31 protein-coding genes are annotated in these 25,505 nt (G+C 70.1%); 30 read left to right on the forward strand and 1 reads right to left on the reverse strand.

What is annotated here, in order from left to right:
• From ABFX50_RS36010 to ABFX50_RS36090, 18 genes are all read left to right on the forward strand, one after another.
• Nucleotides 1-372: hypothetical protein (locus tag ABFX50_RS36010; protein ID WP_346152842.1), on the forward strand; the 372-nt coding region annotated here is incomplete at its 5' end.
• A gap of 159 nt (nucleotides 373-531) precedes the next feature.
• Nucleotides 532-861: a hypothetical protein gene (locus ABFX50_RS36015; RefSeq protein ID WP_346152843.1), complete on the forward strand. Its 330-nt coding sequence runs from the start codon at nucleotides 532-534 to the stop codon at nucleotides 859-861.
• Nucleotides 862-924: 63 nt separating this feature from the next.
• Nucleotides 925-2,073 carry a hypothetical protein gene (locus ABFX50_RS36020; RefSeq protein WP_346152845.1) on the forward strand — a complete coding sequence of 383 codons (1,149 nt, stop codon included), beginning with the start codon at nucleotides 925-927 and terminating at the stop codon, nucleotides 2,071-2,073.
• Complete coding sequence (locus ABFX50_RS36025; protein ID WP_346152846.1) at nucleotides 2,070-2,696, forward strand: hypothetical protein; 627 nt, start codon at nucleotides 2,070-2,072, stop codon at nucleotides 2,694-2,696. Before ABFX50_RS36020 ends, ABFX50_RS36025 begins: the two co-directional genes overlap by 4 nt.
• A complete protein-coding gene (locus ABFX50_RS36030) occupies nucleotides 2,689-3,231 on the forward strand; it encodes a hypothetical protein (RefSeq protein ID WP_346152848.1) in 543 nt (180 codons plus the stop codon). Before ABFX50_RS36025 ends, ABFX50_RS36030 begins: the two co-directional genes overlap by 8 nt.
• Nucleotides 3,232-3,286: 55 nt before the next feature.
• Nucleotides 3,287-3,877 (forward strand): hypothetical protein, encoded by a 591-nt coding sequence (locus ABFX50_RS36035; protein ID WP_346152849.1) that lies wholly within the window; start codon nucleotides 3,287-3,289, stop codon nucleotides 3,875-3,877.
• A gap of 102 nt (nucleotides 3,878-3,979) precedes the next feature.
• Complete coding sequence (locus tag ABFX50_RS36040; protein ID WP_346152851.1) at nucleotides 3,980-4,741, forward strand: hypothetical protein; 762 nt, start codon at nucleotides 3,980-3,982, stop codon at nucleotides 4,739-4,741.
• Between the two features lie 5 nt (nucleotides 4,742-4,746).
• A complete protein-coding gene (locus tag ABFX50_RS36045) occupies nucleotides 4,747-5,316 on the forward strand; it encodes a hypothetical protein (protein WP_346152853.1) in 570 nt (189 codons plus the stop codon).
• A gap of 104 nt (nucleotides 5,317-5,420) precedes the next feature.
• Nucleotides 5,421-5,624: a hypothetical protein gene (locus tag ABFX50_RS36050; protein ID WP_346152855.1), complete on the forward strand. Its 204-nt coding sequence runs from the start codon at nucleotides 5,421-5,423 to the stop codon at nucleotides 5,622-5,624.
• 127 nt (nucleotides 5,625-5,751) lie between these two features.
• Nucleotides 5,752-6,186 (forward strand): hypothetical protein, encoded by a 435-nt coding sequence (locus tag ABFX50_RS36055; RefSeq protein WP_346152857.1) that lies wholly within the window; start codon nucleotides 5,752-5,754, stop codon nucleotides 6,184-6,186.
• 23 nt (nucleotides 6,187-6,209) lie between these two features.
• Nucleotides 6,210-6,704 (forward strand): hypothetical protein, encoded by a 495-nt coding sequence (locus ABFX50_RS36060; protein ID WP_346152859.1) that lies wholly within the window; start codon nucleotides 6,210-6,212, stop codon nucleotides 6,702-6,704.
• Nucleotides 6,705-6,710: 6 nt separating this feature from the next.
• Nucleotides 6,711-7,298, forward strand: coding sequence for a hypothetical protein (locus ABFX50_RS36065; RefSeq protein ID WP_346152861.1), 588 nt, complete (start codon nucleotides 6,711-6,713; stop codon nucleotides 7,296-7,298).
• Between the two features lie 56 nt (nucleotides 7,299-7,354).
• Entirely contained in the window at nucleotides 7,355-11,146 is a 3,792-nt protein-coding gene (locus tag ABFX50_RS36070; RefSeq protein ID WP_346152863.1) for a hypothetical protein, read from the forward strand.
• A gap of 10 nt (nucleotides 11,147-11,156) precedes the next feature.
• A complete protein-coding gene (locus tag ABFX50_RS36075) occupies nucleotides 11,157-12,482 on the forward strand; it encodes a hypothetical protein (protein ID WP_346152865.1) in 1,326 nt (441 codons plus the stop codon).
• Nucleotide 12,483: 1 nt separating this feature from the next.
• Nucleotides 12,484-13,533 carry a hypothetical protein gene (locus ABFX50_RS36080; protein WP_346152867.1) on the forward strand — a complete coding sequence of 350 codons (1,050 nt, stop codon included), beginning with the start codon at nucleotides 12,484-12,486 and terminating at the stop codon, nucleotides 13,531-13,533.
• Nucleotides 13,534-13,547: 14 nt separating this feature from the next.
• Nucleotides 13,548-13,748, forward strand: coding sequence for a hypothetical protein (locus tag ABFX50_RS36085; RefSeq protein ID WP_346152869.1), 201 nt, complete (start codon nucleotides 13,548-13,550; stop codon nucleotides 13,746-13,748).
• A gap of 1,036 nt (nucleotides 13,749-14,784) precedes the next feature.
• A complete protein-coding gene (locus ABFX50_RS51500; RefSeq protein WP_379506736.1) occupies nucleotides 14,785-15,078 on the forward strand; it encodes a DUF732 domain-containing protein in 294 nt (97 codons plus the stop codon).
• Between the two features lie 502 nt (nucleotides 15,079-15,580).
• Nucleotides 15,581-15,994 (forward strand): hypothetical protein, encoded by a 414-nt coding sequence (locus ABFX50_RS36090; protein ID WP_346152871.1) that lies wholly within the window; start codon nucleotides 15,581-15,583, stop codon nucleotides 15,992-15,994.
• A 487-nt stretch (nucleotides 15,995-16,481) separates the two neighbouring features.
• On the opposite strand, the gene ABFX50_RS36095 is transcribed toward ABFX50_RS36090, so the two are convergent.
• Nucleotides 16,482-16,856, reverse strand: coding sequence for a DUF4262 domain-containing protein (locus ABFX50_RS36095; protein WP_346152873.1), 375 nt, complete (start codon nucleotides 16,854-16,856; stop codon nucleotides 16,482-16,484).
• A 315-nt stretch (nucleotides 16,857-17,171) separates the two neighbouring features.
• Between ABFX50_RS36095 and ABFX50_RS36100 the strand changes: the two genes are divergently transcribed.
• From ABFX50_RS36100 to ABFX50_RS36155, 12 genes are all read left to right on the forward strand, one after another.
• Nucleotides 17,172-18,059: a hypothetical protein gene (locus ABFX50_RS36100; RefSeq protein ID WP_346152875.1), complete on the forward strand. Its 888-nt coding sequence runs from the start codon at nucleotides 17,172-17,174 to the stop codon at nucleotides 18,057-18,059.
• 9 nt (nucleotides 18,060-18,068) lie between these two features.
• Entirely contained in the window at nucleotides 18,069-18,413 is a 345-nt protein-coding gene (locus ABFX50_RS36105; RefSeq protein ID WP_346152877.1) for a hypothetical protein, read from the forward strand.
• 2 nt (nucleotides 18,414-18,415) lie between these two features.
• On the forward strand, nucleotides 18,416-19,006 hold the full coding sequence (locus ABFX50_RS36110) for a hypothetical protein (protein WP_346152878.1): 591 nt from the start codon (nucleotides 18,416-18,418) through the stop codon (nucleotides 19,004-19,006).
• Entirely contained in the window at nucleotides 19,006-19,311 is a 306-nt protein-coding gene (locus ABFX50_RS36115; RefSeq protein WP_346152880.1) for a hypothetical protein, read from the forward strand. The genes ABFX50_RS36110 and ABFX50_RS36115 overlap by 1 nt, the downstream gene beginning before the upstream one ends.
• Nucleotides 19,304-19,675 carry a hypothetical protein gene (locus ABFX50_RS36120; protein ID WP_346152882.1) on the forward strand — a complete coding sequence of 124 codons (372 nt, stop codon included), beginning with the start codon at nucleotides 19,304-19,306 and terminating at the stop codon, nucleotides 19,673-19,675. The genes ABFX50_RS36115 and ABFX50_RS36120 overlap by 8 nt, the downstream gene beginning before the upstream one ends.
• 181 nt (nucleotides 19,676-19,856) lie before the next feature.
• A complete protein-coding gene (locus ABFX50_RS36125; protein WP_346152884.1) occupies nucleotides 19,857-20,639 on the forward strand; it encodes a peptidoglycan recognition protein family protein in 783 nt (260 codons plus the stop codon).
• Nucleotides 20,640-20,695: 56 nt separating this feature from the next.
• Complete coding sequence (locus ABFX50_RS36130; RefSeq protein ID WP_346152886.1) at nucleotides 20,696-20,917, forward strand: holin; 222 nt, start codon at nucleotides 20,696-20,698, stop codon at nucleotides 20,915-20,917.
• 203 nt (nucleotides 20,918-21,120) lie between these two features.
• Nucleotides 21,121-21,522 (forward strand): hypothetical protein, encoded by a 402-nt coding sequence (locus tag ABFX50_RS36135; protein ID WP_346152888.1) that lies wholly within the window; start codon nucleotides 21,121-21,123, stop codon nucleotides 21,520-21,522.
• 104 nt (nucleotides 21,523-21,626) lie between these two features.
• Nucleotides 21,627-23,000 carry a hypothetical protein gene (locus ABFX50_RS36140; RefSeq protein ID WP_346152890.1) on the forward strand — a complete coding sequence of 458 codons (1,374 nt, stop codon included), beginning with the start codon at nucleotides 21,627-21,629 and terminating at the stop codon, nucleotides 22,998-23,000.
• Nucleotides 22,997-24,037: a hypothetical protein gene (locus ABFX50_RS36145; RefSeq protein WP_346152892.1), complete on the forward strand. Its 1,041-nt coding sequence runs from the start codon at nucleotides 22,997-22,999 to the stop codon at nucleotides 24,035-24,037. The genes ABFX50_RS36140 and ABFX50_RS36145 overlap by 4 nt, the downstream gene beginning before the upstream one ends.
• Before the next feature lie 3 nt (nucleotides 24,038-24,040).
• Complete coding sequence (locus ABFX50_RS36150; RefSeq protein ID WP_346152893.1) at nucleotides 24,041-25,114, forward strand: helix-turn-helix domain-containing protein; 1,074 nt, start codon at nucleotides 24,041-24,043, stop codon at nucleotides 25,112-25,114.
• Nucleotides 25,111-25,392, forward strand: coding sequence for a hypothetical protein (locus ABFX50_RS36155; RefSeq protein WP_346152895.1), 282 nt, complete (start codon nucleotides 25,111-25,113; stop codon nucleotides 25,390-25,392). Before ABFX50_RS36150 ends, ABFX50_RS36155 begins: the two co-directional genes overlap by 4 nt.
• Nucleotides 25,393-25,505: the final 113 nt, after the last annotated feature.

Below are 25,505 nucleotides of genomic sequence, written 5' to 3' on the forward strand. Positions count from 1 at the left end.
GAGGAGCGGGCCCCGCCCGGTCGCGGCGTCCCCGCCTGCGAGGCCGCCGCCGCCGCGATGCGGCCGGGGCTGGAACTCGGCCACGCCGCCCTGCACGAGCCGCTGGACGGGGCAGGCAGCGACGCGGCCGCGGTCCTGGCCACGCTGCAGGTCGCCGCCCGGATGATCGACGACAGCGACGCCGACGCCAGCCTGCAGGAGTGCGCCAGCGCGGCCCTGAAGCGCGGCAGCCGTCTCGGGCTCGCCGAAGCTGCGCTCGGCGCGGCCGTCACCCGCGTCGCCCGCATCCGCCAGGCCGGTACCGCCACCGGCGACGACCTGGCCGCCCTGGACGGGCTGCGCGGCCAGCTCGGCGACGTGCTCGGCTTCTGACCTTCCCGAACGCATCCCTGTTCGTTCCGGCGCGGCCCATCGCGGCTTCCGGATCGTTCCATCCAGTTCACCACTGTTCGGAATCGTTCCGATCCGCTGGCGCTCGACCTCTGGGCCGCGCCGGAACCCCGGCCACTCACCCGACGAAGAGAAGGAGCCATGGCTGCCACCGACCTGCACACCCCCACCGGCGCCGCCGACGACTACGCCAGCCACCTGGACGGCAGCAAACGCCTGGCGGCCGCGCTGCTCGGCCACGTCGCTGCCGCCTCGGCGAGCGTCCGCGCGGCCGACACATGCTTGGCTGCGCTGCTGGCCCGCTCAGCGGGCGCCGACGGCGACCTGGCCGCCATCGACTACGAGGACGCCACCGAGGACTTCGAGGCCATCAGCCGCGCGCTGCGGAACCTGCGCCGCATCGGTAAGGCCCTGCGCGCCGAGATCGAAGAAGCGCAGCGGCCGGCAGCCCCCGACCACGCCGACCAGTAAGCCGCCCCCGGCGGGAATCGACCCGGTCCTGCCCCGACCCTCAGGAAGAGAGACCCGACGCCCATGCATGACCCCAGCACCAGCGCGCTGCCTGGGATGCCCCAACCGGACCCGCTGCCCGCATCCGAATGGAGCGGGTGGAGGGTGGCCGCCGTCTCGGCCTCCGGCAGGCGCCGCCTGGCCGGCGTCCTGCTGCCGCCCGCGAAGGCAGGAGGAATGCCGCGGCTGCACTCCGACCACGGCGGCGTCGTCCCCCTCGACCCAGCGCGGTGGCTGATCGAGCCCGAGGTCGGGCTGGAGGAGCGGCGCAAGAGCCGCCGCCTCATCCACTGCCCCGCAGGGCGGCTCATCTACCGGTACGGCGATCTACCGGTCGCACAGCTGGCCACCATGACGATGCTGCGGCGCACCCGCCGCCGCCCCGCCGACGGGCAGCAGCCGATCGCGTCGTACATGATCTACCGCGGGTATGCGCCGCTGTACTCGGTCGCCGACTCTGTCGAGCTACCGCCGCTGCCGCCCTCGCGGCAGGCCGCCCGCGACCTCACCCGCACCTGCGCCCGCTGCGGCGCCAAGAGCGACCGGCCGTGGGAGAAGGGCCGCGACGGGCAGCGGTACTGCGGAGACTGCTTCGAGCCAGCCGCCGAGGCGTGGTGGAGGCAGCAGTGCGCCGTCGGCCGCGAAGCGGCGCAAGCTTGGGCGCGCGATGTGCTCGCCGACCCGGCCACGCTGCTGGTGTACGCCCCCGGGGAGTACCCGCGGGTCCGGCTGCGGGCCGAGACGCTCGACGGCCAGGTCGTGGTCGACGTCCACCTGTGGCGCGGCTTCAACGAGCAGCGGGCGGCCGACCGCCTCAAGTGGTGGCCGGAGCAGGAGCGGGACCGCTACACCGACCCTGCCGACGCCGTCGACCTGGTCCGCCGGCTGGACGGTCATCGCCTGGTCGCCGCTTACGCGCCGCTCGGGGTGCGGCACGTGATGAACGGCGTCGACGACTTCGACCCGCACGTGGCCGAGGGCGACCAGTTCAGAAACCGCTGGGACGCGTGGAAGGCCGAACACCCCGGCGGACTGTTCCGCCACAGCACCAGAGTCAAGCATCAGCAGCTGCCGTACGACCCGGACGAGCTGATCGGTTTCATGCGTGCCGGTCTCGTGGAGATGGCCGAGAGCGCGGCGGACCCGGGGGACGCGGCTGGGGGACACCGATGAGCACCATCAGCGCTCACGGCCTGTACTTCGACTGGAAGACGATCCAGCATCAGCCTGGCTGCTCGCGCGGCTGGGTGGCGCGCGAGCACACCACGGAAAGCCCGGATGGCGACCTGCGCACGGCAGTTCTGCAGCTGGTGTGCCCGCTGCCCGGCGGTTGCGGCAAAGTCGTCGAGGCCCGCCACGACGAGGAGCCCGGCACCCAGCCCATGAGCGGGGCGCAGCGCGACCGGTGGAGAACCGTCCAGACGACTGTCGATGAGATCGGGTACGGGTCGGCGCCGATCCGGGTCACGGGCGTGTGGCTGCATCCGGGCGCGCCGCTGGTGCTGGGCTACGACGAAGGCCCCGCCTACTACCTGGTGACCAGATCGCCGGAACGACCCGCTCACTGGGGCGACGTGCTCGGCATCATCGGCCAGGCCCGCAACCGCGGCCGTCAGGTCAAGAAGCACTGGCACGTCGCCACGAACTTCGAATTCAGGACGAGCGCCGCCAACTTCGGGTTCGGTTCGAGCGCCTTCAACAGCCCCAGCCCGCGCGACACGGAAGTGGACCTGCCCAGCCGCACCGCGGCTGTCCGCTGGGTGATCGAGCACACCGATGGAGGCGATCGTGACTGATCCGCGCTGGAGGAACGCCGTGGACGCCGACGACACCACTCAGGCGATCGTCGCCGGGCAGGGCAATGCCCACGCGCGGGAAGACCCGCCCCTCCCGCCGCCCTTCGTGCTCGTGGCCGACGAAGGCTCGCACGTTCTCGACCCGAGCGACATCCGCTTGCCGAGCGGCAAGACCCTCCCCGTCCGCAGGCAAAACCTCGCCAGCGGATGGCGGGCCGCTCCGGACTGCGGCCGCTGCGGCGACGCCTGCAGGGTGACCACGCGGGCCATCCCGGAGCGGGAGATCACCGGCGGGCTGCTCGACGAGATGGCCGAACTGTTCCTGCGCAACTACGTCGGCAAGAACTCCTGGATCGCCACCAGAGCCGGCCTCGCCGCTGTGCTGGAAATTGTCCTCGCCCCCCAGGTGGTCGATGCACACTGCACGTGCAAGCGCGGTCGCAGAGCGTCAGCGATCCGTGTCGCCGAGAAGTACGGCGTCACCCATCCGGACGCGTCCGACCCTGAACCCGACGACTGCGACGCCTACCGCTGAGCAGGGCCTCAGCCCCACGCCTGGGGCTCATCTGTCCCCCCGAAAGGACCCGACCATGCGCCGCCCAGCTTTCTCCAAGACCCCCACCCTGGCCGCCGCAGCTCTTGCCGTGGTCGCGCTGGGCGGCACGACCGTCTACCACCTGCTCCAGCCTGCACCCGTCCCGGCCGCACCCGTGCGGGAGCTGTACTCCTGCCACGTCCCCGCCCACCGCGTCGACAAGGCGCCGGTGTGCATCGGCACCGACCAGGGCGTGGGTGTGGAGTTCGTCGTCACCGGCCCCGAGGACCCGCGCCTGACCGACAACACCCACGACGTCTACTGGGCCCCGAGCTCCACCGCCACCTCCTGCGGGCAACTGGTCGAGCTGGTCCGCCCGTACCTGGACGTGGTTGTGACGGCCCTTGAGGCGCGGGCCGCGGACGAAGACGCGCCCGTACGCACCCAGCTGGAGCACGCCAGCGCCGCCATGGGCCAGACGGGCGTCGTCATCGCGCTGGGCGCATGCCGGGCGTCCGGACTGAACCAGGGGACGGTCGGCACAGCGATGGTCAACCTTCTCCGCGGCGCGTACGCCATTCCGGCCGAGAACGCCGCCAGCACCGCCCAGACGCTGCGCGGCGCCCCCGGCCTGCTGGCCGACTAACCCGACCTCACCTAAGGACCCGAACATGACTCAAGACTTCTCTCCGATGGCTCCCGGAGCCGGGCCCGCGCCGGGCACTCCGGCGGCTGGGACGGAGTACTGATGGCCGCCAGGATGCCGATCACTCCGGACGAGTGGGAGCGCCGCCGGAGCGCGCTCGAGGCCGAAGCCGCCAAGCTCGGGCTGGCCATCTCCGGGCCCACCAGGCAACACGGATGGGTGGACGTGCGCCTGGAGGCGGCGGCCGCCGACGTGGACCACCTGGTCCTGCTCCTGGAGCGGCGCGGCATCGTGCTGCGGACGCGCTCGGAGCAGGCGGCCGGCGAGTACGGCAAGCGGGTCAAGCAGTATCTGGTCATCGACATGGGCCACCCCAGCCACCAGGTGAACGACGCGGCACCCGGCCGTCGGCTGTGGTCGGCGGACACGCCGATGCAAAAGTGGGCGGGCCAGCTCCTGAAGTTCGAAGACGACGCGGAATGGTGCGGCTGGGTGGAAGCGCCCTGGCCCTGCACCCCCCGCGAGGGGTCCCTGCCCGCACCCCTGCTGGACAGCGCCGGATGGGAGATCGGCCAGGTGCTGGAGGCCCACGTGGTCTCCAACAAGCTGTACGTGGCCGGCGTGATCGCGGAGGACCAGCTTCACCAGCTCCTGACCACGCCGCACCTTGAGTGCTTGCTACCGCTCCAGGACCTGAAGGACGGCAGCCCGTCGTCCTACGGACGTACGCGGCCGGTCCGCCACCGGATGCGGTCGGACTGGCTGATCCCCGCCGTACGGCTCACCACCCAGACTCCCACCACGTGGGTGCGGCTGGACGAAGAAGCCGAACTGACCGATGCACGCGACCTCGCGAGGGAGTAACAATCATGGACGCTGTCACCCACCCGACGGTTATGGACCGTGACGGTGAAACCTGGAAGGCCGACGGGGACGTCTGGCGCGCATGGGAACCGCTCACCGAAGAGCTCGGCGAAGTCGGCCAGCCGACGCCGCCTCTGATCCCCTTCAGCGCCGTGCCCGACGCCGACACACCACGGCGTTGGCGGACCTGCGACATGGCCGGCTACGCCCTCGAACTCGTCGACAAGGGCGCCGACGACAGCCACGTGCGCGTCGCCACCCTCACCGATGATCAGCGCGCCCGCCGACCACAGCCGGAGCCGGGGCCTGAGCCGGTCGAGGTTCCCGCGACGCGGGCCTCCGCCCACTACCTGAACGCCCGCCAGCTCTTCGACCTCGGCCACCTGTCCGGCATCCTGGAACGGTGCGGCGTCGACGTGTCCGGCCGCCACGGCGGCAACCGCATCGCCGCCGCCCTGGCCCACGCGAAGGCCTCGCTTGAGGACCTGCACGATGTGCTCGCCCTCGACTGGAGCGACTGCATGCCCGGCCCGTCCGCCTCGCTCCGGCCGTACGAGGCTGTCGACCCCGAATAGGGCTGCGCTCCCGCGGCCTCCTGCGACACGCTGGCCGCCCAAGCCGCCCCCAGCTTCGGCTGGGGGCGGCTTCTGCTTTCCTGAGGTACATGGGGAAACTGACGGTGAGAGCGAACGCCCCGGTGCTGGGGTTCCGCGACCGTGAGGAGCGGGTCGTCACAGACTCGCCGTTCATGCGCCGCACAATCGACAAGGGCAAGCTGACGCTGCTCGTCGACCACGACGCTGCCGCTGCCGCCGAGGCCGGCGAGGGGGTCGATGCCGGCGGGGGCGACGAGGACAGCGGCAGCGCGGAGGAGGGCCTGTGATCCGGCTGGTCGACGACCCCGACGCCGAACTCGAAGCGCTGCGCCTGCCGCCCGAGCCGGAGGTCGCGCTGAAGGTGCGCGAGCCCGACTACGACGACGCTGCCTGACCAGCAGGAGCGGGGGAGACGTGGCGAGGTATCGGGTGCGGGTCCGCAACAATCAGGCGGCGCTGCAGCGGCTGCTGCGCTCGCCGCAGGGCGACGTGTACCGGCACGTCGACGGCATCATGCGCGAGACGGCGAGCCTGGGCCGCCGCAACATCCGTGTCGACTCCGGGTTCGCCCGCTCGCAGGTCTACCACCTGGTGTTCCCGTACGCGACGCGCATGGTGGGCAGGGCCGGCTCGTACGCGCACTACTCGGCCTACCTCGACATCGGCACCGGCATCTACGGCCCCTCCGGTAAGCCGATCACGCCGAAGCGGGCGAAGGTGCTGGCGTTCACGCCGAAAGGCTCCAACGTTGTCGTGTTCGCCGCGTCAGTGAAGGGCATCAAGGGTGACCGCTGGCTGCGCAGGGCGTTCGCGGTCGCCTGCCCGTACCCTGTCCGCGACACCATCTAGCAGCGAGTCATCCGGGGGTAACGATGAGCGACATCGCGGTGAAGGACGCCGAAGCGGCCGACCAGGAAGCCGAAGACTCGGCCGGCGCGATCGACGGGGTGGTCGTCGACCCCGACCTGGTGTTCACGACGAAGCCGAAGCCGCACCTGTCGCAGGAGTCGGCCGCCGACCGGATGGTCGCCTTCCAGCTGGACGACGCCACCTACTACCTGGTCAAGCCGCGCAAGTGGGAGGACCTGCTCGTCGAGCTGGAGGAGACGCAGGCGCGCCGCGCGACCGGCCCGGACGTGCTGTGGACGGGCTGGGACTTCCTCGAGCGCGTCATCGTCCCCGAGAGTCTGCGCAGGCTACTGGCCCGCGTGAAGGACGACAACGACGACTTGGAGCGGGCCGACCTGTTCCTGCTCATCCCGCAGATCATTCACAAGCTGGCGGCGCGGGAGAACGGCCGCAAGGCGGCCCCGGCGGGCCCGCGGCCGGCCAGGGCCAAGGCTGGGCGCGGCGCGGCACGCGGGTAGCCCAGCGTGGAGGAGTGGCGGCCGGCAGTCCTGGGACCGCCGGCCTCGTTCGTCATCGACGACGAGATCTACGAGCTGGCCGGCTCGTGGATGGTGCTGCTGGAGTGGCTGCCCGTCCAACGCTGGCACATGCACGTCCTGTACGGGCTGCTGCACCCGTTGGACGCCGAACGCCTGTCGGACCGGCTCGACGACCTGGGCGACCCGCTGTCGCGCGAGGAGGTCCGCGCGATGGCCGAACGCGTCGTCGAGCAGGCGACCGGGCGCAAATGGTGGGTCGCGCAGCGGCTGTACGCGACGCTGGCCGCCTCATGGGGCGAACTGGATGGGAGGCTGTCGCTGCGCGGCGTCGACCTGGCAGCGCTGCTGCAGACCCCTGCCCGGATGTGCAACCTGGTGTACGGGTGGCTGGTCGACGGCGCCGACGACAAGGCGCGCCGCCAGCTGGACATGCGGCTCACGAGGCCGCCGCGCGGCATGTCGAAGCGGGAGGCGGCGGCGGCCTGGTCGCCGGAGGAGGCCGGGCGGTCGTTCATGGCCGCCATGCGGTCGCAAGCCGATGCGGGAGGACGGGCGTCGGCCGCCGTAGCCTAAGAGTCGCCGACTGAGCTGAGGGCCGGGCACCAGCGACCGCTTGGGGTGCCCGGCTCATGGCGAACGGTCCTATCTCGCGCGCAGAGGTCGAGCTGATCCTCGACTTCGACGGCCTGTCGGAGGAGCTGCGGGAGGGCCTGGAGCAGCGGGTCAAGGCGGCCGCCGCGGTCGCCGCCAAAGAGCTGTCGAAGGTTGAGAAGGCCGCCTCGCAGGTCGGGTCGACGACGCAGCGTTCCGGCCGTGCCGCGCAGGTGGCGATCGACTCGGTGCAGTCCAGCGCCAAGACGGCGACGACTGAGCTGAACAAGACGGCCAAGGCCAGCCAGAAGGTCGGCGAAAGCGTCAGGGGCATCGGGGACGGCGGCCGCGGCGGGCTGCGGAACCTGCTGCGCGACCTGGCGGGTCTGCCGCCGATGACCGAGCGGGCGGTGCGCGGGCTGACGTTCACCCGGCAGGCCATCATCTCGGCGATCGCGGCGGCCGCCGGGCTTGGGCCCGCGTTCGCGGCCGCTGGCGCTGCAGCAGGAGCTTTCGGCCTGTTCGCGGTGCCCACCATCGCCAAGGTCATCAAGGCGCAGACCGAGATGGCCGACGAGTGGCAGTCCCTCACCAAAGATCAGAAGATCGCAGCCGTCTCGACCGACGCTCTGGTCCAGGAGTACAAGGAGTTGTCGGCTGCGCTCGCGCCGGACGTGCTGCGCGTCTACAACGCCGCGCTCACCGAGACGCGGGAGCTGCTGCCGGAGCTGGTGCCGCTGGCCAGCTCGGTGACCGACGCGCTGACGGACGCGGTGAACACGCTCGGCGACGGGTTCGACTCGACCCGGGCGCGTGAGTTCTTCGACTTCCTGGAGGCGTCCGCGCCGGTCGCGATCGACGGCATCGTGTCGATCGTGCAGGACGGCGGCGCCGCCGCGGCCAGCCTCATCCAGGCGCTGGCGCCGCTCGCGCCCGTGGTGGGCGGGCTGGCGTCCGGCGTGCTGCAGTTGCTGACCGCCGTGTCGGACCTGTCGCCCGAGCTGGTGCAGCTTGTGGTCACCGCGGTCGCGTTGAAGGGCCCGGTGTCGGCGGTCGGCGGCGCCTTCACCAGCACCGCGGGCAAGACGAAGTCGTTCCTGAAGGACACCAAGGGCGCGTCGCTGGCCACCAAGGCGCTCACCGCGGCGGCGAGCGCCGGCCCGAACGTCTACCTTGCCGGTGCGGCCGCGCTCGGCGTGCTGGCGGTCTCGCTGTCGATGGCGAAGACCCGCGGCGAGGAGCTCGTCGACTCCATCCAGGCGCAGAACCTGGCGATCCGCAACAACGTGGCCGGCTACCAGAACGCCAACAAGGTGCTGGCCGCGCAGGTCGCGCCGACCGAGGAACGCATCGCGCTGGCGCTGAAGGCGGTCAACCAGGACCTGAACGCCAACACCGTCGCGCTCGCGCAGGGCGCGCTGGCCCAGCGCGGCTTGAACGACGCCAACTCCGCGGCTCTCGCCGGGCTGGAACGCAACCGGGTGGCGCTGCAGAACATCGACGCGGGCGCGAAGGCGGTCGCCAGCACCTACGGGATCACCACCCAGCAGGCGATCGCGCTGGCCGACGCGGTCGGCGTCGACCTTTCTACGGGCATCTCCAACAGCGGCAACCTGAGCGCGGACGCTGCCGGCAAGTTCGCCGCCTACGCGGCGGCTGTGCAGGCGGCGCAGAACCCGACGCTGGCGATCCAGACGGCGTTCGCGAACACCGCCAACGAGGCGCTCAACCTGACCGACCGGGTGAAGGCGCTGCAGACGGCGTTCGACCTGACGATCAACCCGAGCCTCGCGCTGTTCACCGCGACCACGCGGGTCCGGGACGCCTTCGCCGCCGCGGCCAAGGTGATGAAGGACAGCGACGCCTCCTCGCAGGCCCGCCGGGTCGCGCTGCAGAACCTGGTCACAACGCTGCGCGATCAGGCCAACGCCGAGTTCACCGCGAACCAGTCGGTCAACGCGACGAAGGCCGCGTTCGACCGGCAGCTGCCGACGCTCCTGGCGCTGGCTGGGAACAGCCGCTCGGCGCGCGACCTGGTGCGCGAGCTCGGCGCGGCTTTGACGGGCGCGAAGACGGCGGCTGACAGGGCCGGCACCTCGCTGGGTGGTGCGGGCCAGAAGGCGGCGGCGTCGGCGTCGGGCATCAGCGAAGCGGCCCGGCAGGCCGGCGTGCTGGATCAGCGGGCGCAGGGCGCGGCGGGCAAGGTCGCGAACCTGGCCGTCCAAGCGCAGGGCGCGGGCGGGTCGGCGGCCGCGGCAGCACCGAAGGTGTCCAACCTGGCGAAAAGCATCAACGGGTTGAAGTCGAAGACGGTCACGGTCCGCGCCAACACCGCGCCCGCGCAGGCGGCCGTCCAGTCGTTCATCCGCAACAGCTCCGGCCAGATCGTCGACGTCGAGCTGCGGATCGGCCGCACCACCGCGCGGGCGGGCGCCACCGGCGGCATGGCCCAGGAGCTCGGCTACCGCACCTTCCCCGGCTTCGCCTCCGGCGGGAAGCTGCGCGGCCCCGGCACCGGCACCTCCGACTCGATCCTGGCCAGGCTCAGCACCGGCGAGTTCGTCGTCAACGCCAAGGCCACCCGCCGGTATGAAGACCTGCTGCGCGCCATCAACAGCAACAAGTTCGCCTCGGGCGGGAAGGTCGGCGACCGGCTGCCCCGGTACGCGAGCGGCGGCATCATCCGCGGCGGCAGCGCCGTCATCGACCTGGGCGAGCTGCTCGGCGCCGACCTGGCGCGCGGGCTGCGCCGCTCCCAGCGGGCGATCGACGCCGCGCTCGGCAAGATCTCCAAGAGCGTGAAGGACAAGCTGGCCGAGGTGCTGCGCACCGTCAGCGGCGACTTCGTCCGCAACCTGGTCGCCGCCAGCCCCGAGGAGATCAACCGGCAGCTGCGCGACCTGCAGCGGTCCATCACCGCGGCGCTGAAGAAGACGAACACGAAGGTCGACAACCTGCTCGTCGCCCGGCTGCAGACGCTGAACTCGGCGCTGTCAAAGCTCGCGACGGAGCGGGACCGGATCGCCGCCACCTTGGAGAAGGCCACCCAGACCGCGGCCGACGTCGCTGAACGGGCCCGCTCGTCGGCGGCGCTGTCCACCCTGTCGGAGGAGGAGCGCGCCACCCCGGAGGGCATCGCGGCCGCCCTCCGCAACCGGCTCAAAGCGATCGACGAGTTCCAGGCCGACGTGCAGCGGCTGCAGAAGCGAGGCCTGGACAAGAGCCTGATCGAACAGCTCGTCACCGGCGGGCCCGACCAGTCCGGCACCGTCGCCGACACCCTGTCGCGCGCCTCCGCGGCCACCCTGCGGGAGATCAACTCGCTGCAGCGGCGGATCAACACCAACTCGAAGTTCTTCGGCCAGCAGTCCGCCGACTTCCTCTACGACGCCGGCGTGAACGCCGGGCGCGGCTTCCTCACCGGCCTGAAGAGCCAAGAGAAGGAGATCAAGGCGCTGATGGCGGAGATCGCCAAGACGGTGTCGGCGACCGTGAAGAAAGAACTGAAGATCAAGTCGCCGTCGGGGGTGCTGCGCGCAGACGGCCGCAACACCGCCCGCGGCTACCTGCTGGGGCTGAAGGACATCGCCCCGCAGGTCGAGGCGGCGACCGCCCGCCTGGTCGCCCCGATCGAACCGGCGCGGACGCCGGCGTTCCGGCCCGCCCGCGAAGCGAGCGCAGCGGCCAGGCGGGTCACGCCGCGCACCCAGCCGCCGTCCGCCCAGAACGTGCGGGACTTCACGATCAACAACCACTTCCACCAGGTCATGACGAGCGCGAACGAGATCGTCGCCGAGCAGGAGCGCCGCATGGCCGCGGCGCTCCGATAGGAGGGGCAGCGTGGCCTCGAGGGACTGGCTGTGCTTTTCAGGCGTGGAGGTGGCCAACTCGGCGCGGGTGTACGCCTACAGCCAGGCCGGGCTCGCGCCGGCGCACGCCTCGGTGCGCGACTGCGGCTGCGACGGCCTGGCCGATATTCTCGGCGACCCCGCATACACGCTGCCCGGCACCGACGAGGCGCCCTGGTGGGACCCTGCCGAGCCGTCGTCGACGGACTTCGCGGGCTTCCTCATCACCGACATCGAGGGCCTGGACGCGGCGCCGGTCTCCCGGTCGGTGACCAACCGGCTCACCGGCGGCGCCGTCATCGGGCCGCCCCGCTACGGGCCGCGCACCATCACCGTGACCGGCGTCCTTGTCGGCCGTACCGCGTGCGCCGTCGACTACGGGCAACGGTGGCTGTCGTCGGTGCTGCAAGGCTCCCTGTCCTGCGGGGCGGGCGCGTGCGGCGGCGACGACCTCGAGTACATGACGTGCTGCCCGACGGTGCCGGCCGCGCCCGGCGAATGCTGTCCCGGCCCGTGCACCAGCCAGACGTGCGGGGCGGGCGTGTTCCGGACGCTGCGCGACGTCGCCCTGCTGGCCGAGCCGACCGTGCAGCAGCGCATCTCGGGCTGCGCCTGCTGCCCCGGCGAGATCCGGCAGATCCAGTTCCAGCTGGTCGCCGGTCGGCCGCACGCGCTGCGCCCGGCGGTGACGGTGGCCGAAGGCGTGGCGTGGCCGCCCGAGTCGCCCGACGACGAATGCATCCAGTGGTCGACCAGCCCCGACTGCCTGGACGAGGCCGGCGAATGCGCCGCCCTGCTGCCGCAGCCCTGCCCGCTCGACCCGAACTGCCCGCCACCCGTCCTGCCCGAGCCGCCGCTGCCTGACAACCCCTGCCTGTGCGAGCCGTGGACGCGCCGCCAGGTGTGCGTGGAGATCCCGGAGAACGCGGCGCCCATCTGGGCGGACGTGGTGCCGTTGCTGGAGATCAACTCCGGGTCGGGTGTCCTGCGCAACATCCGCATCAGGTTCTACCCGAACCCGTTCGGCGCCGCCTACGCGGATCTCGACCCGTGCGCCTGGTGCTCTGAGATCAACATCAGCTATCTGCCGGAAGGGGCGCGGCTGACGATGGATTCGACCCGGCGGACCATCTACGTGCAGTGCCCCGGCCGCGCCGACACCCCGGCCGAGCAGATCGTGTCCGGGCCGGAGGGCAGGCCGCTGTCGTGGCCGGTCCTGGAGTGCGGCATCCCGTACCTGGCGTGCATCTCGGCTGACTCCACGACGATCGCCGCCGACGCCTCCGTCACCGTCCGCACCATCGTGAGAGAGGTGTGACATGGGGCCTCTCGGCTGCGCCGAGGAGTACACGGTCGGCATCTACGACCGGACCGGCGGCCGCCAGTACGGCACGGCCGAGGCGTCGGCGCTGGACTGGTCCCGCGTCCTGGACGACACCTCCGAAGCCAACGTCACCGTCCCCTACCAGGGGCCCGAATGCTGCCAGCTGCTCGGCGACACCCGCAGCTGGTGCAACGAGCTGGCCGTCTTCCGCGACCAGACCCTCGTCTGGCAGGGCCCCATCGTGAAGATCCTGCACCGCGGCGACGAGACGCTGCTGCAGGCCCGCGACGTCACCCAGTGGCTGTTCCGGCGCAAGATCCGCGCCCTCCTGGACTTCACCGGCAGCAGCCGAGCCGACCTGACCGTCATCGCCCGCAAGCTGGTCGAGCACGGGTTCGCGCCCGACGACCCGAACGTGCTCGCCTACCTGCTGGTGTCAGCGTCCGGCATCGTCGGCGAACGCAAATACGCCACGAACTCCGGCTACGTCCTGGACCAGTTGCGGGAGCTGGCACGCACCGGGCTGGACTTCACGGTGCTCGGCCGGCGCATCCTGCTGATGGGGGAGGGGCCGCTCGGCAGGTTGCCCGGCCTGTCGGACGAGCACTTCGTCGGCCCGCTGTCGGTCATCGAGGACGGCCTGGCCGCGATCACACACGCGACCGTTATCGGCAAGGGCGTCATGGCCGAAGCCGGCGGCGTCGGCGAGTGCGGGCTGCTGGAGTTCATCGCCCAGGAGGAGGAGATCCAGGACGTCGCCTCCGCTCAGGCGGAGGCGAACGCGCTGGTGGCGGCGGCCGACCCGGCGCCGCTGTTCCTGGAGGTGCCCGACGATTCGCAGCTGGCGCCGGACGCGCCGGTCGGCATCAACGACTTGATCCCGGGCGTGGTCGTCCCGGTCACGTCGGAGGCGACGTGCCGTACCGTGGCGGCGGACCTGCGGCTGGTCCGGGTGAAGATGTCGTTCACCGAGCACGACGGCGAGAAGGTCGGTATCACGCTGGCGCCGCTTGGCATCGACACGGCTCCCGCCATCGTGGCCTAGAACAGGAGGGAAGCATGGCGAGGTTGAAGACGCGGCCGCAGACACCCGCGGAGATCCTCCGCGACCTGGACGACCGCATTCGAGTCCTGGAGCAGCGCAACAGCGTGGTGATCGGGGTTGCGCCGAATGCGTACGTCATCGAGGTCGACGACGTTGGGCGGCTGACCGCTCGGCACGCCACTACCGGCGCAGTAACCATCCTCGCATCGTGGTGACGCCACTCGTCTCGCTTCAGCCCGCTTGGGCGCAATGACGTGTGCAAGCGAACCAGCGTGCGGTGGGGCGGCGGAATGATGACCCGCGCGTCGCCAGGATGTCAGCTCAGCCCCGGCCGGGGCTTCGGCGTGAACGTGTTGCCGGGCCGTCCATCGCCCCCTACCTGGACGCGACCTTGGGGGCTGCTTGCGGTCGCTTCCCGGACCCCCTGCCCGCGAGATCGGTGTCCTTGGTTAGGCAACAAACGCTATAAGTACTTCAGGCCTATCTTGCAGAGGTGTAACGTAGGGAGTAATCAGCTCTTACTGGAGGCATGGGAGAAAGATCTTCCCAACCTTAAATGGCCCGGCTGGCCTCCCAAGTGGTTCGACCCTTAAAGCTCCAGACATGGGGGAAAGGGCGGCCATGAGCGGCCTCCGTAAGGATGTAACACCACTTTGCCAGCAACAAATCACGTGAGGCGATGTGGTTAAGGACCTGCCGCAGGGAAAGCCGACGGGGTCAGAGTAAGTCTCGACAGGGCATGCTCCATCTTCCCTGTCGTAGAAAAGAGGTAGACATGCATGGCAGAGAGCGCTTTATGCTGCCAAGCTCAGTTCTTCTCGCTGCTATCGTCCTTGTGCCGGTTGGGACCGCCCAGTCCTCGGTGAGTACGGAACCCGCAAGGCAAATAGCTCTCACGCAAGATGTAGGGAGCTTCAGCGCACAGGAAAGACCGTGTAGAAGGGACTGCAAGGCGGGCTTCCGGCAGGGATATCGGGACGGTTATCAGGATTGCCTGCGGGGCAACCGTAGGAATACTAATCAGAACCGAGGATTCGGCGAGTGGGCGCGTGGATACGGCATGGGATACCAGCGCGCATTCTACTCCTGCTAGACGGTGAAGCGACTCCGCGAAGAGCCTATGCGAAAAAGCGCTTGTTGTCGGAGTAGATCTTACGGATCTTCGATGGCAGTCTCTCGAGGGGGAGGTCAATAATGCTTCTCACACGATCTGTCGTCCTGTCGGCGGCTGTATCCTTGGCTGTTGTCGCCATGGGTGTAACGGGAGCACATGCCTCGGCTGTGCCGTTGCCTATCAAGCCAGGGTCAGCGGCAATCTCAGTGCACGCAGTCGTCGATCCGAGTCCAGACCAGGAATTCCTGAATCGTATCCATGCGGCTGGAATCGTCGCTCCCGATGGACAAGCCGTTGCTGTGGGCCGCAAACTTGCGCGCCTTAGCGCGTCAGGTGCCAGCTATACGACGCTGTCTGAGGTCGTCCGAGACTTCGGGGTGTACGACCACCATGTCGATGCATTCATTCAGGCTGCACTTGCAGTGTATTAATCGCAGGTCAGAATCTGGAATCTGAGGGCGGAGTTCAGCGTCTTCGTTCTCGTGCAAAGGGGTGGGAACATGTGTTCCACTGTGACCAAGTTTTGCGCGTCTCTGCTGACGGCAACCATTTCCCTGGCACTCCCACCATTCCCAGCGGAGGGAGTGGCGGCTCAACGAGGTGTAGCTAGCCAAGAAGGCCGCCAACAGCCTCCATCTCCGCCGTCGGGCTTGCGAGTTAGGGAGACCGCCGCCAACACGTTCCTCCTCTACTGGCAGGACAACTCTCGAAATGAGGCAGGTTTCGAGATCACAGATGGCATCTCCTACCGGAGAACCGGCCGGAACGATACGGCCGATGCATGGCATGTCGATCGCCCTCGCACCTACAAGTGCTTCAGGGTAAGAGCCTTCAATAATGCGGGAAAGTCGCCATGGACGCCACGCGGGACTTATGTGTGCGGCAGAACTCGTGCCTAGGTAGCCGCTCGATGTCCTTGCAGGGAGCAATCTCATGAAGGACGAACAGAAGTCAAGGTCTGTATTCGCGTTGTCCGCAATGATCGTCACAGCCGCAGTAGGGGTCAACGCGATGGCAAGGCCGGCTCCAGCCGAAACACATACAGCGACGATGGAGGCGACCCACGCCAACCCTCCTTCGCCGTCAAGAGAAGACGCCTCATTCCTAAGGCAGCTCCGTGCGGCTGGATTTACGGAGGCTCGGATTTCAGACGAGCAAGCTATCGATGCTGCCCATAAGGTCGTCTACTGGGTCTGTGACGACAATAGACCCAGCAGTCGCCTCTATGTTGAGGACTACCTGTACAAGTTCGGAATAGACGAACGCAGAGGGCCTCGCAGTGCTAATGCCTTTACGGAGGCAGCACTCCTGGCCTACAGGCAAACCAGTGATCCAACAAATTGCTGACAATACTCTAGAGACCACACACAGAGCGGTGATCTTGTTACGCTGTGTATGTGGAGGATCGCGGATTACGCGTCGACGGGTCGCGAGTGGTTCACCGGCCCGGCACTGCTATCGATCACCGAGGCGAGGAGTTACCCGCACCGGACTGCCACACCGGGATCGCTGGCTGGGACGTTCGACGGCTGCGGTTCACGAGTCGGCCGATCACCTGCAAACGGTGCCTCCGGAAAGGTACGGCTGGGCCTGACGGGCAGCTGCCGCTGCCGGATCTGGTCGACCTCAAGCTCACGCTCTACTAGAACCAGAAGGCGGCGCCCTCCGCAGTGCTCGCGGCGCTTGCTCTGGCCCCGCCCTCACAAAGAGGGCGGGGCGTCACGGTGGTGTGCACCCGGCGCGCAAGGGTGCGCCCTACTCTGTCTTCGGTCCCCCGTGAATGCCCACAGTAGAACACTGATTACAGTGCGTGCCCGCCGTTCGGGGAGCATCGCTACTTCTCCCGCGTCCAGACGAGCTCAGCGGCGGCCACGTTCTCTCGCCCGTACACCGCGGCGGCAGCAACGGCCAACCCGCCGGTGTGCCACACCACGTCGGCGGTCCGCGGCGTGTCTCCCACCATGACGGTGACCCGCCCGCCGAGCGGGATCTGTCCGGCCATCCACCGGGGGGCGACCGCGTTCAGCAGATGCGCGGCCACCGGGCCGGGCAGCCCGACGACGAGCAGCTCGGGCATGCCGATGCTGAGCAGCCCGACCGTGTGCGCGTACGGCGTGATGCCTTCGCCTTCCACGGCCTGCACGATCCAGCCGTGCCGCCGGACCCCGTCGACGACCGCGGCCAGGTGAGGGGAGAGCGTCGAGGTCACGCCAAGTCCTCCCGCTGCAGCGCCGTGCGGGTGCACCCCACGACGGCGGACTCGCCAGCGTCGTACCAGATCAGCGGTCCGGGGCAGCTCGTCGGCATGCGCCGATCGTAGAGGCTGCGCCGTGGCCACCAGGGCAGGCGCGGCGGCCCCGGTACGCTGGCCGTGATGCTGCTGGCGTGAGGGCCGGGCCGACCTGCGGACACAACCGGGGTGGTCACGATCGCCAGATGTGGATGCGCAAGCTCCTGCTCTTGCCTGGTCACAGCGGGGCCGGGCGCGACGGTATCGGGTAACGGGTCGTCGGCGAACCCGTACGTGGTGTCGGCGACCGGCTCTTTCGACTGCGAAGCGGTCCAGGACTGCGTCGGAGCCGGGTTCGTCCAGGGCCTGCAGTACGACGACGCCGCCAACCAGTTCCGGGCGCGCCTCGATCCGGCGCCGGGCAACAACCTGCAGCAGAGCGCCGCCGGCCTGTTCGTGCCGACCGGCGCCGCGACCGTGTCGGTGGCCGACAGCTCCTGCATCGACATGTCGGGCAACGGCGCGGGCGGCTCGCCGATCACGGCCGCGCCGATCCTCAACGCGGCGGCCGGCAACCTCATCTCGTGCACGCCGACGGGTCTGCGGGCCGCGCTCACGCTGGCCACGTGCGGCCTGTCCGGCGACGGCAGCGCCGCCGCGCCGCTCGCGGCGAAGGTGGCCGCCTGGCCGTACCCGTGCACGCCGGTCGACACGTTCGCCGGCAACGTCTACTGCGACTCGACCGGCACGCTCCGGTCGGAGCCGCGCGCCACGTTCAACGCGCAGCAGAACTCGGCGAACACCCAGGTGGCGGCCACCGCGGTGCCGGCCGCGATCGACACCCCGGTCGACACGCGGACGCTCGTCGTCACCAACCCCGACACCTGCCGCACCGCCTACGTGTTGTGCAGCCAGGAGCTCGACGTCGACCTGGTGCTGCCCTCGAACGCCGGCGCCGCCTATGGGTTCGGCACCGACGAGATGGTCTACCACTCCAACCGCGGCTCGACTACGGAGACCGACTTCCACGTCCAGGTGATGAAGGTCGGCCAGTTCATCGGCCCGCTGGCGCCCGGGGGGAACGCCAACCTGGCGCTGACGGTCGCGATGGGCCGCGGCTCGGGGGGCGCGACGTACAACCGCATCCAGCATTTCAACCGCGCATTCTTGTGGATCCTGTAGGGGGCCGTGATGGCGAAGAGGAAAGACACGTCGGTCGTCGAAGACGTCCCGGCCGTGGTGCCGGAGTGGTCTCCGCCGCACGAGGTCACCCGCTGGTGGGCGCTCCCGAACGGCGGAGTCGTCGAAGGCGTCGACGCAGGCGGCGAACTGCAGCCGCCCGAGGGCGCTGTCGAGATCAGCCGGGAGGAGTACGAGCAGCGCCTGGCCGTCCTGAAGAGTGAGCACGCCGCCTACGTCGACGGGCTGCGCGCCGAGGACGAGCGCCGCACCCGCGAGGACTTCGACGCGCTGCGCGCCGCAGGTATCCCGGAGGCGACCGCGCGCCGCATGTCCGGCTACACCGGGGAGCTGTAGTCATGCCCCAGGTGTGTGTCGGACCCGAGTTCTCCGTCGACCCGAACGGCCGTTTGCGGCTGGACCTGTGCGGCAGCCCGGCCGAGCAGGCGTGGCCGTACCCGTGCCCCACCTCGCACAACCCGCTCCGCGTCGACCCGACGTGCGGGTTGTGGGTGCCGCCGTACCCGAAGGCGGGCCGGGCGTCGGCGTCGGGCACGACCGGCGGAGCCCTGGTGACGGTCCCGGCCGGGTTCACCGAGGTCGCCCAGGCCGAGATCGAGGTGGAGAACCCCAGCGACTGCTACGCGGCGATCGTCGTGCAGTGGGTGCAGGTCGACGTCGACCTGTACCTGCCGGCCGGGACGGACTCGCGGGCCGGGTTCCGCATCAACGGCAACTCGGTGATGGCCAACGAGAACCCGGCCCCGGCGGGCGGCACCCAGGAGACCGGCATCCACTGGGAGCTCACCCAGACGCTCGTCAGCGGCACCATCCCGGCCGGCGGCAGCAACACGTTCACGGCGCCGATCGACGTCGGCTCCGGGCAGGGCGGAGCCCAATACGGGGAGATCAGATGGCAGATGCGAGTGCTGGTCCTGGCGGGCCTGTGATGAGCACGAAGTGGTTTCAGCTGGGGGACGGCACGCTGATCTCCCGCTCGCTGCAGGTCGACGGCTCCTACCCGATGAAGGTCACCATCCCTGCGGACGCGGTCGAGATCAGCGAGGAGCGGGCCGAGGAGATCCGCGCCGGCTACGCCGCCGACGTCCGGCGATGGGTGGCCGAGCAGAACGCGGCAGCCGACGTCATCCGCCGCCGCGACTTCGACGCGCTGGTGGCGCTCGGCGCGCCGGAGGAGACGGCGCGCCGCCTGTCCGGCTACCGCGGGCTGACGGAGGGGGCGCCGGATGGCTGAGCAGGACCCGTTCTCGGGTGTGGTGACCGCCGCCACCGTGTACACGGCCGTCGTCAACGTGGGCGAGCGCGTCGGCCAGGTCGACCACAAGGTGGATCTGGTCGCGCACCAGGTGGTCGCCGTCGACCAGAAAGTCGACGGGGTGGTGGCCAGCGTCGCCGACTTGCAGACCCGCGTCCGTGAGCTGGAGGCGGTCGACCAGAAGCATGAGGCCGCCATCGAGGTCGCCGTCGCCGACACCGTCGACCTGCAGGTCCGCGTCCGCGCTCTGGAAGCCAACCGGTGGCCCAAGGGGTTGCCGACGCTGCTGGCGTTCGTGTCGCTGCTCATCGCTTTCGTCGCGTTGTGGCAGGGCTGGTCGTGAGCGGGTGGAAGGCGTTCTGGCAGATCATCGAGCCGGTCCCGCCGGAGCGTCACGCGCCCAGGTCGGCGGCGGGAGGGCCGCCGCCGCAGCAGCCGTTCCAGCTGGCCGGACGGCCGCACCGGGACCGGCGCAAGCAGGCGGCGCGGCGTCGCGCCGCACGAGCGTCAAGGGGGAGACGCTGATGGCGAACCTCGTCACCAGGGACCAGTGGAACGCCCGCACCCACAAGGGGCACACCCCGCTGAGGGAACGCCCGCGGGGCGTCAAGTACCACTATGTGGGCGGCCGGGTGGAGCCGGACATCGTCAAGGATCACGGCCAGTGCGTGGCGCTGGTCAAAAGCATCCAGCGGCACCACATGGACACCAACCTGTGGGCGGACATCGGCTACAGCGTCCAATGCTGTCCCCATCGGGAGATCTTCATCGGGCGCGGGCCGGGCGTCGTGCCGGCCGCCAACGGGCCCGGCCTCAACGCCCAGCATTACGCCATCCTCGCGCTGGTCGGCGACTCCGGCCTGGTCGTCCCGACCGACGACATGCTGCACGGCCTGCTGGACGCCCGCGCCTGGCTGATGGGCTTGCGGGAGGAGGAGCAGCCGTGCGGCGGGGAGGTGCTCGGCCACCGCGACGGCTACGGCACCGAATGCCCCGGCGACTGGCTGTACGACTGGATCAGGCGCGGGCATCCGCGGCCAGGAGGCGCGGGCAGCCCGAGGCCGGTGTCGCAGCCGCCGCCGTGGCCGGGCCGCGTCCTGGAGTATCCGCCGCTGCAGACGGGCGACGACGTGCGGACCTGGCAGCGGCAGATGGCCAGGCGAGGCTGGCGGATCGACGTCGACGGCCGTTTCGGACCCACCTCGAGAGAGGTCGCCCGCGCCTTCCAGAAGGAGAAAGGCTTCCGGGTCACGGGACGTGTGGGGCGCGATGACTGGCGGGCGGCGTGGCTGGCTCCGATCACGTAGGCCGGCACCGCAGGCCCGTCGACGGGGCGGGGGAGGATCCTTGCCGGCGGGGCGGGATGTGGTCGCGGTCGTGGTGGCGGGACGCGCTCGAGCGGGCGGTCCGGGCGAGCGCTGCCGCCGTCCTGGCCGGTGTCGGAGCCGACCGGCTCGGCACGCTGCAGCTGATGTCGCTGCGGGCGGCGGCGGCGTTGGCCTGCGGTGGGGCGCTGGTGTCGTTGCTGCTGTCGTTGGTGGCGTCCGGCAAAGGCGACCACGAGACGGCGTCGTTCACGCGGTAGGGCAGAAAAGGGCGAAGGGCCCGCCGTCGAGGTGGCAGGCCCTTCTTTCGCTCCCTGTGGAGAAGGAAGCTCGCGCACAATCGCGCCCAGCAACTACAGGGTACCCCGTTGCCTCTTCTTTACCACCCTCTGTCCGGTAAGAATTGCACATGGTCCCCCTATCGGTATAGTGTGAGAATTGCAAGCATCAAGGAGGTGAGAATGTGACGCAAGCCCCGCAGGGTCGCCCTGAGCTGGTCGGACTCCCCGACATCGCCAAGATCACTGGCGTGAAGGTGGACACGCTCCGCTCCTGGCGGCACCGCGAGGAGTTCGACAAGCTGCCCGACGCGGACGCGGTCGTCTCCGGGACCCCGGTCTGGCTCAAAGCCCGCTGGACCAGCCCCGGTGAGCCGCTACCCGAGCTGCCGCCCGTCGTCGGAGTCAAGGAGGTCGGCACGATGTTCGACGTCGACCCCGAGACCGTGACGATCTGGTTCCGGCGTAAGAACGGCGCCCCCGAGGCGGAGTGGAAGGTCGGCCAGACGCGTATCTGGACGATCCCGCCCTGGGAGGAGTTCGCCAAACGCACCGGCAGACCCATCGCTCTGCCCAGCGTGAGATAGCACCACCGTTCGTCCCAGCCTGGGGCGAACTCTGACTTTGAGCTATACGGGGACAGTCGAGGAAAGTCCCCATGTAGCTCTCTGTGGAGAAGGGCTCAGCACCGATGGCACTACAGACACGTCCCCCGACCTGTGTCGTCCCGTTCCCGCTGCTCTTGATCGAAGGCCCCGCCGACTCGGGCAAGACCCGCATGTGGGTGGAGCTGACAGCCTCCCCGCTCGTCGGCCGCGCCCTCATGCTCGACCTCGGCGACGGCAACAGCGACGAGTACGGCGACGCCGCCGACGGCACCCCCACCTACGAGATCATCGAGCACGACGGCTCGTGGGCGTCGATCATCGCCCAGCTCGAAGCCGCCCACGAAGAGGCCGGAAAGGCGCTCGCGGCCGGCGGCAAGCCGTACGCCCTCGGCGTCGACAGCGGCTCCCGCCTGTGGGAGATGCTCAAGACGTGGGGCGGCGCCCGCGCCAAAGGCTCCATCAAGAACCAGCGGCTCCTCGCGTTCGACCCGAACGCCGACGTGCGCATCCCCAACAACATCTGGGACGACGTCCACGCCCGCCACAACCGGCTGATGGAGCTGCTCACCACGTTCCCGGGCATCGCCGTGGTGACCGCCCGCGGCCGCGAAACCTACATGGCCGAAGACCCCACCGACCCGGTGCCGAAGGTCAACGCGTACAAGGTGGAATGCCACCGCGACCTGCCGCACGAGGCGACCGTGTGGATCCGGCTCAGCCTGGACGCCCCGCCCACGATCATCGGCGCCAAATCCAAGTACCTCAACATCCGTTACGGCAAGGACGAGGCTCGCGTCGTCCCCGACCTGGACCTGGGTGTGTTGGTGTTCAAGACGCTGCGCGTCTCGAACACCAGCACGCCCCGGCCGGTGATCCGGCTCGGCCGCGAACGCCTGCCCGAGCAGATCCGCGACGAGGCGATGGCCACGACCGACCGCGACCGGCTGCAGCAGCTGCTGGCCGAGGCCGCCCACCCCGCCCACCAGGGCGTGACGCTCGACAACGAGTGGGGCGAGGAGGAGAGCCTGCCCGAGCTGATCGCCCGCCGCATCCGCGGCCTGTCCGGCCGCGCCGACGCGGCCGCCTCCAGCGCGACCGCCGCCCGCCCCCAGGCAGTCCCTGCCCCCGCCGCCGAGACGCCGCCCGCGCCGACCCCGCCCAGCACGGAAGACACGATCTCCCAGCAGCTGCAGACGGCGCTCGACCAGATGCTCGCCCAGTGCGGCGTGGTCACCCCCGACCGGCGGCTCACCGTCCTGCAGGTCCTCACCGGCAGGCGGCTGACCTCCACCAAGCAGCTCACCAACCAGGTCGGCGCGATGGTGATGGGGCTGCTCGCCCGCGCGATCGCCGACCCGAACCCGAGCGAGAAGCTCACCGAAGTCATGCAGGAGCGCATGGCCACCCTGATGGCCGCCCAGAACCCGACCGCCGCTCAGGAAAGGCCTGCCGCATGAGCCGCCGCACCGCCAAGACCAAAGCTCGCAAGGGTAAGGCCACCCCGCGGAACGCCGCCCGCGGGCACCAGCCCGACCTCCTCATCATCGACGACCAGCCGTACGACCCGGCCACCCCCGCGGTCGGCGAGCACGCCCCGGACGTCGACACGGAGCAGGCGGCGGCGACCGAGGAAGCGCAGACCACGACGATTCACGGCATTCCGTTCCAGGACGAGCCGATGGTGTTCACCGGCGACCTGGCGCTGCCCGGCTTCGAGAACCTGTCGTTCGCTGAACTCGCCGAGATGGCGGGGAAGGCGGGCCTCGCCCTTCCGCCGGGAGCGGGCGAGGTACTCGAAGGCGTCGTCATGCGGGACGAGATCGCGGAGGCCAGGAAGCTGCTGGCCGAAGCCGAAGAGCGGGGCGAGTCTCCGCTGGACGTCGCGCACGCCTACGGCTACCTCGACGGCGTGCACAAGGCGCTCGGCAGGCAGGTCCGACGCACCCGTGAGCTGGCCGAGCGCATGTTCGCCGCCGCGCAGCTCGTCCACGGGATGAAAGCGCTGGACGTGATGGGCGCCGACGACGGGCCGCCCGTCGCCACCATCCACATCCAGGACGTGAAACCGACCATCACGTGGATCAGAGACGCGGTCGAGGCTTACTGCCGCCAGCACGCCGAAACCGAGCTGTACACCGAAGTGCTGCCCGGCGCGCTCGCCCTCGACGACGTCGTCGCCTACATCGCGATGACCCACCCCGACTACGTGAAGACCCGCGTCCGGGACGCCTACCTGACCCGCCTGGAGTCGGAGATCGACGACGACGGGTGCAAGGCCGACCCCCGCACCGGCGAGGTGGTGAAGCTCGCCAAGGTCACACCGGGCGAGCGGAACGGCGCGTTCATCATCCGCTACACCAGCGCCAAGCAGGGCCGCCCCTCCGGCAAGGAGCGCATCGAGCGGATGTTCCGAGCCGGAGACATGGGCGACGTCCTCGCCCTGGGCGCCGGCCCCGAACCCGACCCGGACGCGCCCGCCGGGAAGGAGGCGTAACGGGTGGCGCTGCACCCGATGGTCGCCGAGCTCGACGCCCTGCGCGTCGAGCTCGGCCTGGCCGAACAGATCGTCGCCGAAGTCGTCGGCGTCGACGCCATGGACGTCGGCTGGTGGGCCGCCGGACTGCGCACCCCGACGCTGCGCCAGTTCGTCGGCTACGCCGCCCTGCTCGGCCGGCGGCTCGCGTTCGCCAACGAGCACGGGCAGATCGAGTTCGTCGACCAGGTGCCCATCCTCGTCGGCGACGACCCGCCCGAACGGCTCCGGGTCGTGCTGGAGCGCCGCCGCGAACGGCGGAACGTGTCCCGCCGGGCCGTCGCCCAGACCGTCGGCGTCTCCCCGGCGGTGTTCAACCGGTGGGCCAACGGCGACAGACCGCTCCCGCTCGACGGCCTCATCGGCTGGGCGGCCGCCGTCGGCTGGACCACCGGCCTCGCCGAAGCACCCGAAGAACCGTTCGACGACCCTGTCGCCGCTGCCCCGCGGCGGCCGCGCGCCGAGCGTAGGCGGCCGCCGCGCGTGCACCCGCTCCTGGCTCAGCTCGAACAGATCCGCCACGCCAGGCGCGTCTCCCAAATCGCTGTCGCCGAAGCCACTGGCGTGCACAAGAACACGGTGGGCCGCTGGGCGACCGGCGAGCGGACGCCGTCGGTGGAGAACCTCGTCGACCTGGCACGAGCGCTCGACTGCGACGTCTACATCGGCCCGCCGGCCGACCAGCCGCCACTCACGCCGCAGGCCGAAGCGCGGCAGCAGATCCTGCTGCAGATCGACCTGGCGCGCGGCAACCGCGACCAGCGCACCGGCCGCCGCAGCCACGACGACGGCACCGGCCCGCAATGGAGGCAGGCCGCCAGCGACGCACTCGGAGAGGAGATCGTCGCCGAGCAACGCGACGAGACAACCTGGGCGCTCCGGGCCCGGACCGTGCTCGCCGACGCCCTCCAGCGCGACGACCCGGCCGAGCTGCGCGCAGGCGTCCTGCAGGCGGCCGCGACGCTCGTGGCCTGGCTCGAAGACCTGGACGCCCGAACCGCCGGCGGACAAGACGAGCAGGAGGTCGGAGACGGGTGACGGTCCTGCTGGCTGTCTACGCCGGGCCGGTCTGTGTCGGCCGCTGCGACCACCGCTGCTACGACGCCGACGACGTCCGCTGCACCTGCGTGTGCCTCAGCGAGAACCACGGCCAGGGCCTGGCCGTCGCCGTCGACAACACCCGCGCCCACGCCGAACGGTGGATCGCCGCCCAGCGGGGGAGCCGGCCCGACGTGACGCGCTGGTCGGTCGACATCACGGTGCAGAACATCCCGCTGTTCGCCCGGCCGGCCAGCCGAGTGCAGCTCATATCTTGACCAGGTTCCCTGGCGGTATATGGCTGACGATCGTTACTGTTCCCTCACGGCTCACCGTCAATGACCCCCAGCAGCGTTACTGGCGGGGAGCCGCACACAGCCCAGAAAAGAGT

Source organism: Nonomuraea recticatena (assembly GCF_039533245.1).
GTDB classification, from domain to species: domain Bacteria; phylum Actinomycetota; class Actinomycetes; order Streptosporangiales; family Streptosporangiaceae; genus Nonomuraea; species Nonomuraea roseola.